Below are 16,117 nucleotides of genomic sequence, written 5' to 3' on the forward strand. Positions count from 1 at the left end.
AAATCGATCGTTCCGGAGTTTTGGATGACCTACGTCGTCACTGAAGCCTGCATCAAGTGCAAATATACCGACTGCGTCGAGGTCTGCCCCGTCGATTGCTTCTACGAGGGCGAGAACATGCTGGTCATCCATCCCGACGAATGCATCGATTGCGGCGTGTGTGAGCCGGAATGCCCGGCGGACGCCATTAAGCCGGACACCGAGCCAGGGCTGGAGAAGTGGCTCGAGGTCAACCGCGACTACGCCAAGAGCTGGCCGAACATCACACAGAAAAAGGACTCGCCCGAGGACGCCAAGGAGTGGGAAGGCAAGGAAGGCAAGTTCGAGAAATATTTTTCTCCGAATCCGGGCAGCGGCGACTGATTCGCCTGGGATTATCACGGTAAGGGTGGACCTCAGCCCGCCGCGGCCTTCCGTTTGGCCGCCGATTTAACCCTAATGACGGACATATGACCTGAGCGGCCCCTGTTATGCCCGGAATCGGGCGTAAACCATTGATTTTTGCGGAAAATGTGCTATATCTGACACATTACAGGCCAAGAACCCCCTGCCATGCGTACCTTGTGGCTTCGAGGTTCCCGCAAACTCGAACAGGGGCGTGGCAGTTTCCGCGCGCAGGCTGTGTCACAGAAAACGCGTAAAAAGAGTGCTTCAAAGACGACGAAAAAAGCCGCTGTCGTTGCTCGCAGCGCAACCAAGGGCCGTGCCAAGGCGTCCGTGAAGGGGGCCAAGAAGGCGGCGGCTGCAAAGTCCTCAAAGAACAAAAGAAGCGTGATGCCAGAAAAGACTGCCAAGACTGCCGCGAAAGCGGCAGCTGCGAAGCCCGCTGCTCCCAAGGTCGCCCCCAAGCCTGCCGCGACCAAGACGGCTGCTGCGCCGAAGCCGGCCGCCCCGAAGACTGCCGTCCCCGCCGCTGCTCCGAAGGCCGCCGCCAAGCCGGCCGCCGCGCCGCGCCCGGAAGAGAAGAAGGTCGTGACCCAGCGCCAGGGCTTCAAGGCCAACGAATTCGTGGTGTATCCCGCTCACGGCGTCGGCCAGATCCTGGCGATCGAGGAGCAGGAGATCGCGGGCGCCAAGCTCGAGCTGTTCGTGATCAATTTCATGAAGGACAAGATGACGCTGCGCGTCCCGACGGCGAAGGTCGCCAATGTCGGCATGCGCAAGCTGTCGGAGCCGGCGCTGGTCAAGAAGGCGCTGGAGACGCTGAAGGGCCGTGCCCGCGTCAAGCGCACCATGTGGTCGCGCCGCGCCCAGGAATATGAAGCGAAGATCAACTCGGGCGACATCGTCGCGATCGCCGAGGTGGTCCGCGATCTCTATCGTTCGGAATCGCAGCCCGAGCAGTCCTACAGCGAACGCCAGCTCTATGAAGCGGCGCTCGACCGTCTGTCGCGCGAGATCGCGGTCGTGCAGCACTCGACCGAGACCGAGGCGATCAAGGAGATCGAAGGCCAGCTCGCCAAGAGCCCGCGCCGCGGCGCCAAGGCCGAGTCCGCTGAAGGCGACGCCGAGGGCGATGCCGACGGTGAGGATCTCGACAACGATGGCGACGACACCGCCGTCGAGGACGAAGCGGCCTGAAAGGGTTCGACGGATTGAAAACAAAAGCCCGGTCGCCAGACCGGGCTTTTTGTTTTGGCGCCGAGCGGGCGGCTTTTGCCGGCGACGCGATGCAGCGGATCGCCACCACGATCATGGTCGCGTCGTCGGCATCATAATCCGCGCTGGGCTGAAACAGGTTGTCGGCACTGCTGATGCCGTAGCTATACATCTGCGGCGAAGCGAACGGCAACGGCGCGCCGGATCCGTAGCCCGTAGCCCGGATGGAGCGCAGCGAAATCCGGGGCCGCTGCTACCGCGGATGAAGCCGTCCCGGATTGCGCTGCGCGCCATCCGGGCTACAGGTGCAGCGAGGCTTGCGTTACTTCACCCTCTGCTTCTCGAGCTTGCGCGCCAGCGTACGGCGGTGCATGCCGAGCCGGCGGGCGGCCTCGGAGATGTTGAAGTCGGTCTCGATCAGGGTCTGGTGGATGCGCTCCCATTCCAGCGTCTTGATCGAGGTCGGCCGCGCGCCGAGCTCGATGGCGGCGTTGCCGGCGGCCTTCTGGAACGCAGCCTCGATGTCGTCGGTGTTCGACGGCTTGGCCAGATAGTGGCAGGCGCCGAGCTTGATCGCCTCGACCGCGGTCGCGATGCTGGCAAATCCGGTCAGCACGACGATCAGCATCTCGGGATCGTGCGCGTGCAGCGCTTCGACGCAGGCAAGGCCCGATGCACCGCCGGCGAGCTTCAGGTCGACCACCGCATAGCCGGGCGACTGCTGCTCGAGCAGCTGGCGGACCTCGTCGAGCGAGGCCGACACCGCCACATCATAGCCGCGGCGCTCGAACGAGCGCTTCAGCGTGCGGGCGAAACCCGTATCGTCCTCGACGATCAGAAGCTGGCGTTCATCCGTCAAGATGGTCTCCGATCGCGAGCGTCGAGAGCGGCAGCTCGAGCCTGACCGCGGCGCCGATGTCCGGCCGGTTGCGCGCCGTCACCACGCCGCCCAGCTTGCGCACGACGTTGACCACCAGGAACAGTCCAAGGCCGCTGCCGGGGCTGCCCTTGGTCGATTGATACGGCTTGCCGATGTGCGCCAGCATCTCGCGCGAGAAGCCCGGGCCGCGATCGGTCACCGACAGCACCAGCCGGTCGGCGTTGCGCTCGGCGGTCAGCTCGATCCAGTCGCGCGAGACCTCGGCGGCGTTGTCGAGCACGTTGAAGATCGCCTGCTTGAGCGCGATGTCGGATACGATCGCGAGATCAGCGCCGAAGGCGTTGCGGAAATACAGCGTGGCCGACGGCCGCGTCGTCCGCCATTCTTCCACCAATGCCGTCAGGAATGCCGCGACCGTGGTCTGCGAGGAGCCTTCGCCGCGGGCTTCGCCCGCCGACAGCAGGATGCCCGTGACGATCGACTTGCAGCGCTGCACCGAGATCTCCATCTCGCCGAGGTCTTGCGACAATTCGGGATCGGAGGCGAGCGCGGGCATCCGGCGCCAGTCGCCCACGATGACCGAGAGCGAGGCGAGCGGCGTGCCGAGCTCATGCGCGGCGCCGGAGGCCAGGAGGCCGATCCGGACGATGTGATCCTGCTCGGCGGCGTGCTGGCGCAGCGCCGCGAGGCGCAGGTCACGATCGCGCAGATTGCGGTTGATCCGGGTCATGAACACCACGAGCAGCACGGCGTCGAGCACGAGGCCGATGAAGGTGCCGGCGATATAGAGATTGAAGGCATCGGCGAAGCCTTGCTGCGGCAGCTCGAGCGGCCGGTAATAGCTGGTCAGCCAGGCGAAGTTCATGCACACCAGCGCCACCAGCGACCAGGTCGAGGGCGCATCGAGCAGCACCGCGCCGAGTGTCACCTGCAGCAGATAGAGCGAAGTGAAGGGGTTGGTAGCGCCGCCGCTGAGATAGAGCAGAGCGGTCAGCGCCGCCACGTCGAGCGCCAGCGCGACCAGCAGCTCGCGGTTGTTGATGTCGGCGCGGTAGCGCAGCCACAGCAGGCTGACGACATTGAGTGCCACCAGCCCGGAGATCACGGCGGCCAAGGGCAGCAGCGGCAGCGCGACGCCCATCCAGAACTGCACGAAGCCGATGGTGGCGATCTGGCCGATCACGGCGATCCAGCGCAGCTGGACCAAGAGGGCCATGTTCTTGCGATTGGTCGCGATGTCGGCGGGCGCTGCGAGATCGAGCGGCATGCCGGCGGCCGCGCTCGCGGCGGACGGCATCATGGCCGTGCCGGTTGCGGCCTTGTCGTCATGCAGATCCGATGTGCGCTCGAGCATCTGGGCCTGTGTCGCGAGACAGATTGCGGGCTGCGCCGATCAGGCGGCGCACGGCGGCGCGTCGTGAGCCCCACCTTGGATCGGAGGCGCCGGCGCGGCTCCTTCCGCTGATGACGCGCAGCAGCGCGCCTGCCAGCATAAAGGCCAGCGCGAACCATGTCAGCGCGTAAATCAGGTGGTTGTTCGGAAACCGCACGATCGTGAGCCCGCCGACCGGATAGCCGTTCGGATTTGGCGTCGCATCGGCGTCGATGAAGTAGGGGGCCACATGCGACAATCCGTGCACGGCGGCGATCGCGGCGACGTCGCGGGAGTACCAGCGGCCGGCCGCAGCGTCGTTGCTGCGCAGGAAGCCGCCCTTCGGCTCCGACATCCGCAGCAGTCCGGTGACGCTGACGGCGCCCTGCGGCTCGCCATCGCGCCGTGTCGCGGGATCGCGCCTGTCAGGAGAAACGAAGCCGCGGTTGACCAGCACGGTGGTTCCGTCGTCCGCTTGCAGCGGGGTCAGTACCCAGAAGCCGGGGCCCTCGGCCGTGACGGCCTGCACCGGCGTTTCATCGGCGTTGAGGAACGTGCCGCGTACGGTGACGCGGCGGTATTCATCGCTTGCGGCCGTGACCGCCGGCCATGACGATGGGGGCGGCGGCGCGACCGGCGCCGCATGCATGCGCTGCTCGACCCGTTCGATCAGCGCCAGCTTCCAGCTCCTGCGTTCGACCTGCCAGACGCCGAGCGCGCTCAGCAGCACCACGCCCAGCATGCCGAGCGCGAGCAGCAACAGCGAGGGTCTGGCAGACCGCATCGTCACGGCATCTGGCTCATGTCGTGCATCGGCATCATGTTGATGTTGAGGTGATGCATGACCCACAGCGAGCCGGTCAGCGCGATCACCACCATGACCACGGTGAAGATCATCGCCATCATGGTCCAGCCGTTCTCGGACCGCGTGTTCATGTGCAGGAAGTACACCATGTGCACGACGATCTGCACCGCGGCGAGCACCAGCACGATCAGCGCGGTGACCTGCTTGTCGGCGATGGCACCGGTCATCACCAGCCAGAACGGCACCGCGGTGAGGACGACGGAGAGACCGAAGCCGATCAGATAACTCTGCAGCGAGCCATGGGATGCCCCGCCGTGAGCGTCGTGGCCATGCCCGCCGGCGTTGGCTTCGAGAGCGTGAGCTTCTTTTGTCATCGCAGCATTCCCAGGAGATAGACGAAGGTGAAGACGCCGATCCAGACCACGTCGAGGAAGTGCCAGAACATCGAGAGGCACATCAGACGGCGCCGGTTGGCTTCGGTAAGGCCGAAGCGCGCGGTCTGCACCATCAGCGTCACCAGCCAGACGAGGCCGAAGGTGACGTGCAGGCCGTGGGTGCCGACCAGCGTGAAAAACGACGACAGGAAGGCGCTGCGCTGGGGTGTCGCGCCCTCGTGGATCATATGCGCGAACTCGGTGAGCTCGATGCCGAGGAAGGCGAGGCCGAACAGCCCGGTGATGGCGAGCCAGAGCTGGGTCGCCCTGATCCTCGATTTCTCCATCGTCAGCATGGCAAAGCCATAGGTGATCGAGGAGAGCAGCAGCATCGTGGTGTTGAGCGCAACCAGCTTGAGGTCGAACAGATCCTTCGGCGATGGGCCAGCGGCATAGTTGCCGCCGAGCACGCCATAGGTCGCAAACAGCATCGCGAAGATGAGGCAATCGCTCATCAGGTAGATCCAGAAGCCCAGCATGGTGCTGGCGCCTTCCGGATGATCATGCTCGTCGATGACGTGGAAGACCGGCTCGGAGTCCTGTGTGGTTATGATTGCAACGCTCATGTCCGGGCTCCCGCGGCAAGCACGCGTGTCCGCGCGTCTTCAGTCCGCACCACCTCATCCGCCGGGATGTGGAAGTCGCGGTGATAGTTGAAGGTGTGGCCGATCGCGACCGCGAGCAGCGCAATGAAGCTGACGGCGGCGAGCCACCAGATGTACCAGATCAGGCCGAACCCCATCACCGTCGCAAGTCCGGCGAGGATGACGCCGGTGCCGGTGTTGGACGGCATGTGGATCGGCTTGAAGCCGGTGAGCGGGCGCCGGTAGCCGCGGCGCTTCATGTCCCACCAGGCGTCGTTGTCGTAGACCACGGGCGTGAACGCGAAGTTGTAGTCCGGCGGCGGCGAGGAGGTCGCCCATTCGAGCGTCCGCGCGTTCCAGGGATCGCCGGTGGTGTCCTTCAGCTGCTCGCGGCGCAGAATGCTGACCGCGAACTGCACCAGCATCGCGACGATGCCGAGCAGGATCAGGAACGCGCCGAAGCCCGCGATGATGAACCAGATCTGCAAGGAGGGATCGTCGAACACGCGGAGCCTTCGGGTCACGCCCATCAGGCCGAGTACGTAGAGCGGCATGAAGGCGAAGTAGAAGCCCGAGACCCAGAACCAGAACGACAGCTTGCCCCAGAACGGATCGAGCCTGAAGCCGAACGCCTTCGGGAACCAGTAGTTGATGCCGGCGAACAGGCCGAACAGCACGCCGCCGATGATCACGTTGTGGAAATGCGCGATCAGGAACAGGCTGTTATGCAGCACGAAGTCGGCCGGCGGCACCGCCAGCAGCACGCCGGTCATGCCGCCGATCACGAAGGTCAGCATGAATGCCACCGTCCACATCATCGGCAGCTCGAAGCGGATGCGGCCGCGATACATCGTGAACAGCCAGTTGAACATCTTCGCGCCCGTCGGGATCGAGATGATCATGGTGGTGATGCCGAAGAACGAGTTCACGCTGGCGCCGGAGCCCATCGTGAAGAAGTGATGCAGCCAGACCAGGTAGGACAGGATGGTGATGACGACGGTGGCGTAGACCATCGAGGTGTAGCCGAACAATCGCTTGCCGGAGAACGTCGCGGTCACCTCGGAGAAGATGCCGAACGCCGGCAGCACCAGGATGTAGACCTCGGGGTGGCCCCAGATCCAGATCAGGTTCACGTACATCATCGGGTTGCCGCCGAAGTCGTTCGTGAAGAAGTTGGTGCCGACGTAACGGTCGAGCGACAGCAGCGCCAGCACCGCCGTCAGCACCGGGAAGGAGGCGACGATCAGGACGTTGGTGCAGAGCGAGGTCCAGGTGAACACCGGCATCTTCATCATCGTCATGCCCGGCGCGCGCAGCTTGACGATGGTGCAGATCAGGTTGATGCCCGATAGCGTCGTGCCGACACCGGCGACCTGCAGTCCCCATATGTAATAGTCGACGCCGACATCAGGACTGTAGCCGATGTTCGACAGGGGCGGGTAGGCGAGCCAGCCGGTGCGGGCGAATTCGCCGACGAACAGCGACATCATCACCAGCACGGCGCCGCCAACCGTCATCCAGAAGCTGAAATTGTTGAGGAACGGGAAGGAGACGTCGCGGGCGCCGATCTGCAGCGGCACCACATAGTTCATCAGGCCGGTCACCAGCGGCATCGCCACGAAGAAGATCATGATCACGCCGTGGGCGGTGAAAATCTGGTCGTAGTGATGGGCCGGCAGATAGCCGTCGGAGCCGCCAAACGCGATCGCCTGCTGCAGCCGCATCATCAGCGCGTCCGCGAAGCCGCGCAGCAGCATCACGATGCCGAGGATCATGTACATGATACCGATGCGCTTGTGGTCCACGGTGGTGAACCACTCGCGCCACAGATAGGTCCAGAGCCGGAAGTAGGTGACGATCGCGAACAGCGCGAGGCCGCCGGTCGCCACCACCGCGAATGTGCCGACCAGGATCGGCTCATGGATCGGCAACGCCTCCAGATTGAGGCGGCCGAAGATCATCTTGACGAGATCGGGATTCATGCGGTCCTCCTCAGGACTCTGATTTCGGACGCTGACCGAGCAGCAGGGATGTCGACGACGGATGCGCGGGCGAGAACGGCGGGCGCTTCAGCCCGAAGCCGCGCAGCGGCGTCAGGTCGAGCGGAGCGGTGACCTCGTGCGACGGTGCGTCCTTGATCTCGTCCATCGAGCAGATGCCGGCGACGAAGGTCGGCTCAGAGCCGAGCGGCGCGCCGCGGCGGGCGTATTTGTCGTAGGTCAGCGGCAGCGTATTGTTGAAGCCTTCGCGGCCGAGGCCGCCCTTGGCGTCGATCGCCATCATCTCGCTCATGCACATCTTGCCGGGCTCGACGCACATGTTGAGGATCGCCTTGTAGAGATCGCGGTCGACCGAGCGGTAGAGCCGCACCGGATCGTTCTGGCTCGGACGCTCGAGCTGCAGATAGTCGGTGCGGCCGAGCATGTTGGCGCTGGTCTTGGCGGTGGCGATCCACTTGTCGAAATCGGCGCCTGACAGGCTCTTGAAGTCGAAGTGCATGCCGGAGAAGCCGGCGCCGCTGTAATTGGCGGAGAAGCCGCGATAGGTGCCTTCCTTGTTGGCGACCGCGTGCAGCTTGGTCTCCATGCCGGGCATCGCGTAGATCTGGCCGGCGAGCGCGGGGATGTAGAACGAGTTCATCACGGAGGACGCCGTGATGCGGAAGCGGATCGGGCGGTCGATCGGAGCCGCGAGCTCGTTGACGGCGGCGACGCCATAGTCCGGGTAGATGAACAGCCACTTCCAGTCGAGTGCGACCACCTCGACATTGAGCGGGGTGTCCTTGCTCTCGATCGGCTTGTCGGCGGCGATGCGGCCGAGCGAGCGGTAGGGATCGAGCAGATGCGTGCCCATCCAGGTCAGCGCGCCGAGGCAGATGATGATCAGCAGCGGCGCCGACCAGATCACGAGCTCGAGCTGGGTGGAGTGATCCCACTCCGGCTCATAGGGGGCCGCGGTGTTGGACTGGCGGTAGCGCCAGGCGAAGAAGACGGTCAGCGCCATCACCGGAAGCACGATGATGAGCATCAGCACGGTCGAGATGACGACGAGGTCGCGCTGCTGCGCGGCGATGTCGCCGGCGGGGGCCAGGACGACGAAATCGCACCCGCCAAGGAGCGCCGCGAACGGCAATAAGGCCAATAATTTCAAGGCGCGCACGGCTCACCCCACTGGAATTTTATGAGTTCCGCCAAGGGGTAGCTGCGATGCAGCAAAGTTGACATTGGACAATTTGTCCAATGTTGCACTGCGGGATAGAGGATCAGAAGGTGAGGTGGACCGCGTGGCAATCTGCCCGTGGCCTCACTTCTTGTTTGAGCACGGTCCTATTCGGAAAACCGGTCGGATCATGCTCCAAAGGACGGTTCTCCGGCGATGGCACAGGCCCCAGCAATGGCTCACGGCACCCCGACCGTATCAGGTCACGGGCAGGCGAAACCCGGCGAAATCGCCATCGGCGTCATCATCGGGCGCACATCGGAATTCTTCGACTTCTTCGTCTACGCGATCGCCTCGGTGATCGTGTTTCCGAAGCTGGTGTTCCCGTTTGTCAATGAATTGACCGGCACGCTCTATTCATTCGGCATCTTCGCGCTGGCCTTTGCTGCCCGGCCGCTCGGCACCGTGATCTTCATGGCGGTCGACCGCCGCCACGGCAAGGGCGCCAAGCTCGTCATCGCGCTGTTCCTGCTCGGCACCGCCACGGTCGCGCTCGCCTTCCTGCCCGGCTACGACACGATCGGCGTCGCGGCGATCTGGCTGCTGGCCGCCGCGCGCGTGCTGCAGGGCATCGCCTGGGGCGGCGCCTGGGACGGCCTTGCCTCGCTGCTCGCGATGAATTCGCCGGCGCATCGCCGCGGCTGGTACGCGATGGTGCCGCAGCTCGGCGCGCCGCTCGGGCTGATCGTGGCCAGCGCGCTGTTCGCCTTCTTCGCCGGCAACCTCTCGGCGGATGATTTCTTCGACTGGGGCTGGCGCTATCCGTTCTTCGTCGCCTTCGCCATCAACGTGGTGGCGCTGTTCGCGCGGCTGCGCATGGTGGCAACGGATGAATATTCCGAGCTGTTCGAAAGCCGCGATCTCGAGCCGGCGCGGGTCGGCGAGACCGTCGCGCAGGAGGGCCGCAACATCCTGCTCGGCGCCTTCGCGCCGCTGGCGAGCTTTGCGCTGTTCCACATGGTCACGGTGTTTCCGTTGTCCTGGGTGTTCCTGTTCACCAAGGAAAGCCCGGTGCGCTTCCTGATCATCGAGATGATCGGCGCCATGGTCGGCGTCGTCGCGATCGTCGCCTCCGGCATGATCGCCGACCGCGTCGGGCGCAAGCCGCTGCTGCTGGGCTCTGCGGTCGCGATCGCGGTCTACAGCGGCTTTGCCCCGCAGCTGCTCGATGCCGGGGCGTTCGGCGAGACCGTCTATATGGTGCTCGGCTTCGTGCTGCTCGGCCTGTCGTTCGGTCAGTCGTCGGGCGCGATCGCCTCGAGCTTCGCGCGGAGCTATCGCTACACGGCCTCGGCACTGACCTCGGATTTCGCCTGGCTGTTCGGCGCCGGCTTTGCGCCGCTCGCGGCGCTGCTGCTGGCGACGCATTTCGGCCTGATCTCGGCGGGCGCCTACCTGTTGTCGGGTGCGGTGTGGACGCTGCTGGCGCTGTGGCTGAGCGGCCTGCGCGAAGCGGAGGCTTGATCCTGTAGCCCGGATGCAGCGAAGCGAAATCCGGGACGACTCTTACCGCGGATAGTGGAGTGCCCCCCAAAAGTGAGACACGGGAAATTAGGGACAGTTCTCTAACGGAGAACGAATGCCCAACAAATCACCCCGTGTTTTCAGCCGAGAGTTCAAGCTTGAGGCGGTTCGCCGCATTCTGGCGGGCGAGCGGATAAGGGCGCTTTCAGACGAGCTGAAGGTGCTGCGCAAGGATCTCTACGCTTGGCGCGATCTGTTTCGTGCAGGCGGGGCGGCAGCGCTGCGGCCGCTGGGTCGCCCCCGCAAGGGCGAAGCGGTTGTTCCAGCAGCAGTGAGGAAGCGTGCGCGCGATATTGCGGCGGCCGACCCGGGCGCGCCGGAGCGGATTGCCGAACTCGAGCGCAAGATCGGCCAGCAGCAGATTGAACTGGATTTTTTTCGGCAAGCCTTGCGGCGGGTCAAGGAAGCACGCCGGCCGAGCAGCGGGCCTGGCGTGACGGGGTCTACGAGGTCATCCAGGCGATGACGATCCCCCCGCGGCAAGGCGAACTGACGATCGAACGGATGTGCGCCCTGGCTGGCGTCAGCCGGGCCGGTTACTACCGACATTGGGCGGCTTGCGCCCCACGTGCCGAGGAAACCGGCGTGCGGGACGCAATCCAGCGGCTGGCGCTTGCCTATAGGCATTACGGCTATCGCCGGATCGCCGCGCAGCTGCGCCGCGAAGGCTTTGTGGTCAACCGCAAGCGCGTGCTTCGCCTGATGAGAGAGGATAATCTGCTGTGCCTGCGGCAGCAGCCGTTCGTGCCTGTTACGACCGACTCGCGCCACCCGTGGCGGGTGGTACCGAACCTGGCCCGCGGTATGGTGCCGAGTGGCCTCGATCAGCTCTGGGTGGCGGACATCACCTACATCCGCCTGCAGGAGGAGTTCGCCTATCTCGCCATCGTGCTCGATGCCTTCAGCCGGCGTGTCGTCGGCTGGGCCTTGGAGACGCACCTAGAGGCGCGCCTGGCGATCGCGGCACTCTCCATGGCGCTGGCGGCGCGCCAACCGAGGCCCGGCAGCCTGATCCATCACTCCGACCGGGGTATCCAATACGCCTGTAGCGACTACACCGAATTGCTCCAGCAGCACGACGTCGCCCCGAGCATGAGCCGGGTCGGCAATCCCTACGACAACGCCAGAGCGGAGAGCTTCATGAAGACCCTCAAGCAAGAGGAGGTCAACGGCCAGACCTATCGCGATGCGCAGCAGGCGAGAAATGCGATCGGCGCCTTCATCGAACAGGTATACAATCGTCAGCGGCTGCACTCGGCTTTGGCTTACCGGCCGCCAGCCGAGTTCGAAACAAATCTACCGCATGGCGGGGCTGCTGCGCAGCAGCCCCGCCATGCGGCCCTAACCCATCAACCCGCCCCGCCGCCTCAGGCGCTCGGCACCTGTCCCTGATTATCGTGTCTCACATCAGGGGTGCAGTTCAATAGCTCTGCCCCGGATTGCGCTGCGCTACATCCGGGCTACGAATCTTGCGCTAGCGAAACAATCCGTCGACGCGGAACGAATAGCCCAGGCCGACGATGTAGTTCGGCGAGTTGCGGTTGAGCTCGAACGCGATGTGGAAATCGACCTGCTGGGTCGGCGTGATCTGGTACAGGCCGCCGGAGTTGATGAGCTGGGTCGGCCGTGCGCCGTCGGGATAGTCGCCGACATATTCGGTGAACACGCTGATCCGCTCGGTCAGCTTCTTCTCGATCACGAAGGTCGCTTCCGACATGTGCCGGCCGGTCGGTTCGGCAGGGCGGAAGAATTCCGTGAACATGCCGCTGACGCCCCAGCCGTCATGCAGCTCCCATGACCACGGCAATTGGAGATAGGGCTGAGCGCCGCGCCCGGCGATTTCGGCCGCGCCCGTCGGCAGCGCGACGCCGGCCGTGATCGAGAGGTCGAGCTTCCCCGGCCGCGGGCTGATCTGCCATTTGATCCCGGGCGCGACGTCGGAAAAGCCCGAGGCGCCGGGCGACTTCACGGTGCCAACATAGCTCGGCAAGTCGATCAGTACTTCGAAGCAGGGCGCGACGCCGAGCCGCCAGCGGCTGTTGCTGCCGTCGACGCTGCGACCACTGCTCCGGCCGGTCAGGTTGATGCCGTTCTCGTTCTGCAGGCTCCCGACCGGCACGACGACACTCGAATTGGTGACGTCGGGCCGGTCGGTCGCGATTTCGTCGCTCGGCTTGGGACAACCGTCCGCGCGCGCGGCGGTGGCTGCTGCGAGTGTGAGCGCAGCAAGCACGCACCCGAGTTCGGCAAGTCGAGCGACGGCGCCGAACCGATTCTGAAACACTGGGGATGCTCCAATAGCCCGGCGCCGCTGCGGAGGTGGCAGCTTCGATAGAGATCGGCGGCGCGCGGGGATATTCCCGGTTGGCTCAAAAATCTTCGTCAGGCGCCGGCCGCGCGAAGCGCACCGCATTTCAGGGAATAGAATGGCAGCATGGCTGCTCCTGTTGTGGTGGCAAACAGGAGGCCCCCGGGAATGACCATTCATTCGATCGCAGGCGTGCTGGCGCCGCGGCAAGCCAGAATTGCCGCGATGGCGGCCATCGCGATTCTGCTCGCCCTAAACAGCGCCCGTGCCGCGGGAGATGCGGCGCGCGGCGCGACGCTGTACCAGGGCTGCGGCGATTGCCATTCGATCGAGAAGAACGACGTCGGCCCGATGCACAGGGGCGTGGTGGGCCGGCTTGCCGGCTCGGTCGCGGGCTACAACTACTCGCCGGCGCTGAAGAATTCGAAGATCGTGTGGACCGAGGAGAATCTCGACAAATGGCTCACCGGTCCGGACGCCATGGTTCCAGGCACCAAGATGTTCTACGAGGTTCAGGATCCGAAGGATCGCGCCGACATCATTGCCTTCCTCAAGGAGAAGGCGAAGTAGATCAATCGATAACGGTGGTTATGGGTCGCGGCGTTCGCCGGGACCAGGGTGCGTGCACGGCCTCAATCCACCACGATCTTAACGCGGTCGCGCGGCTTCACCTGGGCATGGGCGTCGAGGCCGTTGAGCACGCGGAAGCGCTCGGCCGGGTGATCGACGCCGGACATCCGGTGCGACAGCGATTCCACGGTGTCGCCGGGCTGCACGTTGATGACCTTGATGCGCAGCGGCCGCGCGGCCTGGATCTCGTCGAGCGTGAGGCGGCGGAACGAATTGACGGTCTCGCGCGCGTTGCGCTCGCTCTCGGTGGACTTCTGCTTGGCGGCGAAGATGAAGCGGTAGACGTCGCTGCCGAAGCGCAGCGCGTAGACCTTGAACTGCCACTGGTCGCCATGCGCGGTGGCCGACGCCGCCGGAAAGCCGTTGATGTTGAGGTCCTCGGTCGAGGACTTCTCGACACCTTCCATCCAGCCCGAGTTCAGGTAGTCGCCGAGCGACTGCTCGGCCGGCACCCGCACCACGTCGAAGCGCATCGCCTGGCTGCCGCCCTCGCGCACGCCGATCACCGCCTGCGCGGTGTTGTCGAGCGTGAAATTGTCGGGTGCGGTGAAGGTGAAGCCGAGCTTGGGATGCAGGAAGCGGCGGCCGCGCACGAAGCCTTCGCTGGGATCCTCGCCATAGACGATGTTGTCGATCGCGGCGAGATAGGTCTCGCGGTCGCGCTCGTTGCTCTCGGGCGACGAGTATTGCCGTGCGGTGGTCTGCGCGTTGTTGATGCGCTCGGGCGTCGCCGGATGCGACGAGGTGAAGTCCTGCGCGCGCGGATCGAGCGCGGTCTTGCCGATCTTGAGCGCCGCATTGCGCTCCATCGCGGTCAGGAAGCGCGCCGCGCCGTAGGGATCGAAATGCGCGCGGGCGGCGATCCCGACGCCGATGCCGTCGGCCTCGAACTCCTGCTGGCGCGAGAAGCTCGCCATCGTCAGCTTGGTCTTGGCGAGCGCCAGCGCGGTGAGATCGGGATCGGTGCTCATGTCGGTGACGACGCGCGTCACCACCGCCGCCTGGCGGGCCTGGTCCTCGCGCATCGCCGCGTGCTTGGCCAGCACATGCGCCATCTCGTGGCTCAGCACCGACGAGAGCTCGGAGGTGTCGCTGGCGAGCGCAATCAGGCCGCGCGTGACATAGAGCTGGCCGGTCGGCAGCGCGAAGGCGTTGACCGCGCCGGAATTGAGGATCGTGACCTTGTAGGCCTGGTCGGGCCGTTCGGAGGCGGCGACCAGCCGCTCGACGGTCTTGCTGATCAGGGCCTCGAGCTTCGGGTCGTCATAGGCGCCGCCATAGGACGACAGGATGCGCTCATGCTCGCGCTCGCTCGTGGGCGTCTGCTGCACCACGCGGTTCGGCTTTACCGGCGCCGCCGCTGCCGTCGGCGTGGGCTGCTCGAACCGGCCGACATTGCCGCAGGCCGACAGCGTCAGGGCAGCGCAAACGAGCGCCGGCGCAGCCGAAAGGCGGCGGCCAGTCCCATCTTCACGCCGTCCTGCGCGCTCAATCACGTCAAAAACTCACAAATTGTCCCGCAAAAAGACCGGGGCAGGGGCCCCCGGGTTTCTTGAGTCCCCTGGGCCCTAGTTCCCGCCGAGCACTTCAAGCTGCCCCACCCGGAGCAGTTCGATTCGCGGCCCACGTCGTGCTTCCACCCAGCCTCGTACACGAATCTTACGATTTTCCAGAGACTTGGGCGCAAGCCCGGCCGCCTCGAACGCAGGGACTATGCGCCTTGAAATAGTCGCAGCAAAGTCCTGAGTCCAGTTTCGACCGAAATTCAGGTAGGTCGTCGCGCCCGCCTGGCGCACGGACAAAACCCTGCCCTCGACCACTGTAAAACGCCCGATCCCAGCCAAAATATCGGCGGAACTTTCGGCGTTTTTTATGACCGTGGCCTCGGCCCAGGTTCCCGATCGGGCGGCCCTTGCCTCGGCCTCGGCCGCCATCAGCGCCGTGACGCAGTCCTTGTCGGCGGTCTCGGACGACACCAGCGCGAGGCCCTGGCGCAGCAACTCGCTTTGCACGGGGATCTCGTGACCTGCGAGGAATGCGTAGGCCGGCTGCCGGCCGTAGCGGTCCGGCGTGTCGTCCTGTCCGCGCAGCGTCACCTCGCGGCCGACCAAAAGCGCCGTCAGCGCTGCCGTGGCTTTCGTCTTGTCGGCCACCTCAATACCGGCGAGCTTGACCTCGCGGCCGTCGTCGAGCCGAAGGCTGCGCGCATCGACGACAGCTGCGACGCGACCCTCGCCCTGAATCTCGAAATTGCAGCCAGCCGCTTCGGCGCGTCCGATGCACGTGCCGATCGCGAGGGCGCATGCTGTCATTATCACCGCCCGCGGACGGCGACGCCATGCTCTATCGCGTGGAGGCGTCATGCGGCACTCGTCACTCCGGCGCGCTCCGTTCGGAGCGTGGTCGCCAACAAGGACAGTCTGACGGAAAGATCGCTTCGGAGCCACCACAAGCGAAGCGAGATCGCATCGAGGGGCGCCATCATTGATTCGGTGGACAATTTTTCTGCGGCGCTTCTCATCGCGTGCACAGGCGAAATTCGTTTTTCACATCAATGCGTGCCTGTCGCGAGACGAACTCGTCTTCACCGCCCCCTTGTCGTGACGAAAATTGCCGTCCGATCGCGCGTCGAGCGGCTCTCACACGCGTCAAGCTTACACATTCAGCATCTCAACTCCGTGCGCGGAATGAGAATTCGTTATTGTTGCCAATGACTTGCGGCACAAGGTAACTATTCGGCAATTGTTTGAAACGGCGACCGA

Annotated in this window: 16 protein-coding genes; 6 read left to right on the forward strand and 10 right to left on the reverse strand. The window is 64.8% G+C overall.

Going from position 1 to position 16,117, the window contains the following annotated elements; translation table 11 throughout:
• Positions 1–24 precede the first annotated feature (24 nt).
• Together fdxA and E2I15_RS33490 are read left to right on the forward strand one after the other, a co-directional pair.
• The gene (fdxA, locus tag E2I15_RS33485; RefSeq protein ID WP_016844914.1) at positions 25–363 is read left to right on the forward strand and encodes a ferredoxin FdxA; all 339 of its coding nucleotides are present in this window, start codon (positions 25–27) and stop codon (positions 361–363) included.
• 411 nt (positions 364–774) lie between these two features.
• Entirely contained in the window at positions 775–1,581 is an 807-nt protein-coding gene (locus E2I15_RS33490) for a CarD family transcriptional regulator (protein ID WP_018269166.1), read from the forward strand.
• Positions 1,582–1,921: 340 nt separating this feature from the next.
• Here the strand turns inward: E2I15_RS33490 and E2I15_RS33495 are convergent, their stop codons facing one another.
• The 7 genes from E2I15_RS33495 to cyoA are packed head-to-tail and all read right to left on the reverse strand — an operon-like array spanning position 1,922 to position 8,833.
• Positions 1,922–2,458, reverse strand: a complete 537-nt coding sequence (locus E2I15_RS33495) for a response regulator transcription factor (RefSeq protein ID WP_018269164.1) — start codon at positions 2,456–2,458, stop codon at positions 1,922–1,924.
• Positions 2,448–3,833 carry an ATP-binding protein gene (locus E2I15_RS33500; protein ID WP_155262702.1) on the reverse strand — a complete coding sequence of 462 codons (1,386 nt, stop codon included), beginning with the start codon at positions 3,831–3,833 and terminating at the stop codon, positions 2,448–2,450. Before E2I15_RS33500 ends, E2I15_RS33495 begins: the two co-directional genes overlap by 11 nt.
• Positions 3,805–4,635: an SURF1 family protein gene (locus tag E2I15_RS33505; RefSeq protein WP_246668455.1), complete on the reverse strand. Its 831-nt coding sequence runs from the start codon at positions 4,633–4,635 to the stop codon at positions 3,805–3,807. The genes E2I15_RS33500 and E2I15_RS33505 overlap by 29 nt, the downstream gene beginning before the upstream one ends.
• A 2-nt stretch (positions 4,636–4,637) precedes the next feature.
• Complete coding sequence (gene cyoD / locus E2I15_RS33510; RefSeq protein WP_137483785.1) at positions 4,638–5,030, reverse strand: cytochrome o ubiquinol oxidase subunit IV; 393 nt, start codon at positions 5,028–5,030, stop codon at positions 4,638–4,640.
• Positions 5,027–5,656, reverse strand: a complete 630-nt coding sequence (gene cyoC / locus E2I15_RS33515; protein ID WP_016842054.1) for a cytochrome o ubiquinol oxidase subunit III — start codon at positions 5,654–5,656, stop codon at positions 5,027–5,029. Before cyoC ends, cyoD begins: the two co-directional genes overlap by 4 nt.
• The gene (cyoB, locus tag E2I15_RS33520) at positions 5,653–7,656 is read right to left on the reverse strand and encodes a cytochrome o ubiquinol oxidase subunit I (protein WP_137483786.1); all 2,004 of its coding nucleotides are present in this window, start codon (positions 7,654–7,656) and stop codon (positions 5,653–5,655) included. The genes cyoC and cyoB overlap by 4 nt, the downstream gene beginning before the upstream one ends.
• A 10-nt stretch (positions 7,657–7,666) precedes the next feature.
• The gene (cyoA, locus tag E2I15_RS33525) at positions 7,667–8,833 is read right to left on the reverse strand and encodes a ubiquinol oxidase subunit II (RefSeq protein ID WP_170991829.1); all 1,167 of its coding nucleotides are present in this window, start codon (positions 8,831–8,833) and stop codon (positions 7,667–7,669) included.
• 234 nt (positions 8,834–9,067) lie between these two features.
• Between cyoA and E2I15_RS33530 the strand changes: the two genes are divergently transcribed.
• From E2I15_RS33530 to E2I15_RS33540, 3 genes are all read left to right on the forward strand, one after another.
• The gene (locus E2I15_RS33530; protein WP_137483787.1) at positions 9,068–10,357 is read left to right on the forward strand and encodes an MFS transporter; all 1,290 of its coding nucleotides are present in this window, start codon (positions 9,068–9,070) and stop codon (positions 10,355–10,357) included.
• 115 nt (positions 10,358–10,472) lie between these two features.
• Positions 10,473–10,883: a helix-turn-helix domain-containing protein gene (locus E2I15_RS33535; protein WP_137484197.1), complete on the forward strand. Its 411-nt coding sequence runs from the start codon at positions 10,473–10,475 to the stop codon at positions 10,881–10,883.
• Positions 10,880–11,809 (forward strand): IS3 family transposase, encoded by a 930-nt coding sequence (locus E2I15_RS33540; RefSeq protein WP_137484199.1) that lies wholly within the window; start codon positions 10,880–10,882, stop codon positions 11,807–11,809. The genes E2I15_RS33535 and E2I15_RS33540 overlap by 4 nt, the downstream gene beginning before the upstream one ends.
• An 82-nt stretch (positions 11,810–11,891) precedes the next feature.
• Here the strand turns inward: E2I15_RS33540 and E2I15_RS33545 are convergent, their stop codons facing one another.
• The gene (locus E2I15_RS33545; RefSeq protein ID WP_137483202.1) at positions 11,892–12,701 is read right to left on the reverse strand and encodes a transporter; all 810 of its coding nucleotides are present in this window, start codon (positions 12,699–12,701) and stop codon (positions 11,892–11,894) included.
• Positions 12,702–12,893: 192 nt separating this feature from the next.
• Between E2I15_RS33545 and E2I15_RS33550 the strand changes: the two genes are divergently transcribed.
• Complete coding sequence (locus E2I15_RS33550; protein WP_137483203.1) at positions 12,894–13,295, forward strand: c-type cytochrome; 402 nt, start codon at positions 12,894–12,896, stop codon at positions 13,293–13,295.
• Between the two features lie 62 nt (positions 13,296–13,357).
• On the opposite strand, the gene E2I15_RS33555 is transcribed toward E2I15_RS33550, so the two are convergent.
• Together E2I15_RS33555 and E2I15_RS33560 are read right to left on the reverse strand one after the other, a co-directional pair.
• Positions 13,358–14,851: a M48 family metalloprotease gene (locus E2I15_RS33555; protein WP_137483204.1), complete on the reverse strand. Its 1,494-nt coding sequence runs from the start codon at positions 14,849–14,851 to the stop codon at positions 13,358–13,360.
• 72 nt (positions 14,852–14,923) lie between these two features.
• Positions 14,924–15,667, reverse strand: coding sequence for a thermonuclease family protein (locus E2I15_RS33560; protein ID WP_246668403.1), 744 nt, complete (start codon positions 15,665–15,667; stop codon positions 14,924–14,926).
• Between the last annotated feature and the right edge of the window lie 450 nt (positions 15,668–16,117).

Origin of the sequence: Bradyrhizobium sp. BR2003 (assembly GCF_009720285.1) — a bacterium.
GTDB lineage: Bacteria > Pseudomonadota > Alphaproteobacteria > Rhizobiales > Xanthobacteraceae > Bradyrhizobium > Bradyrhizobium elkanii.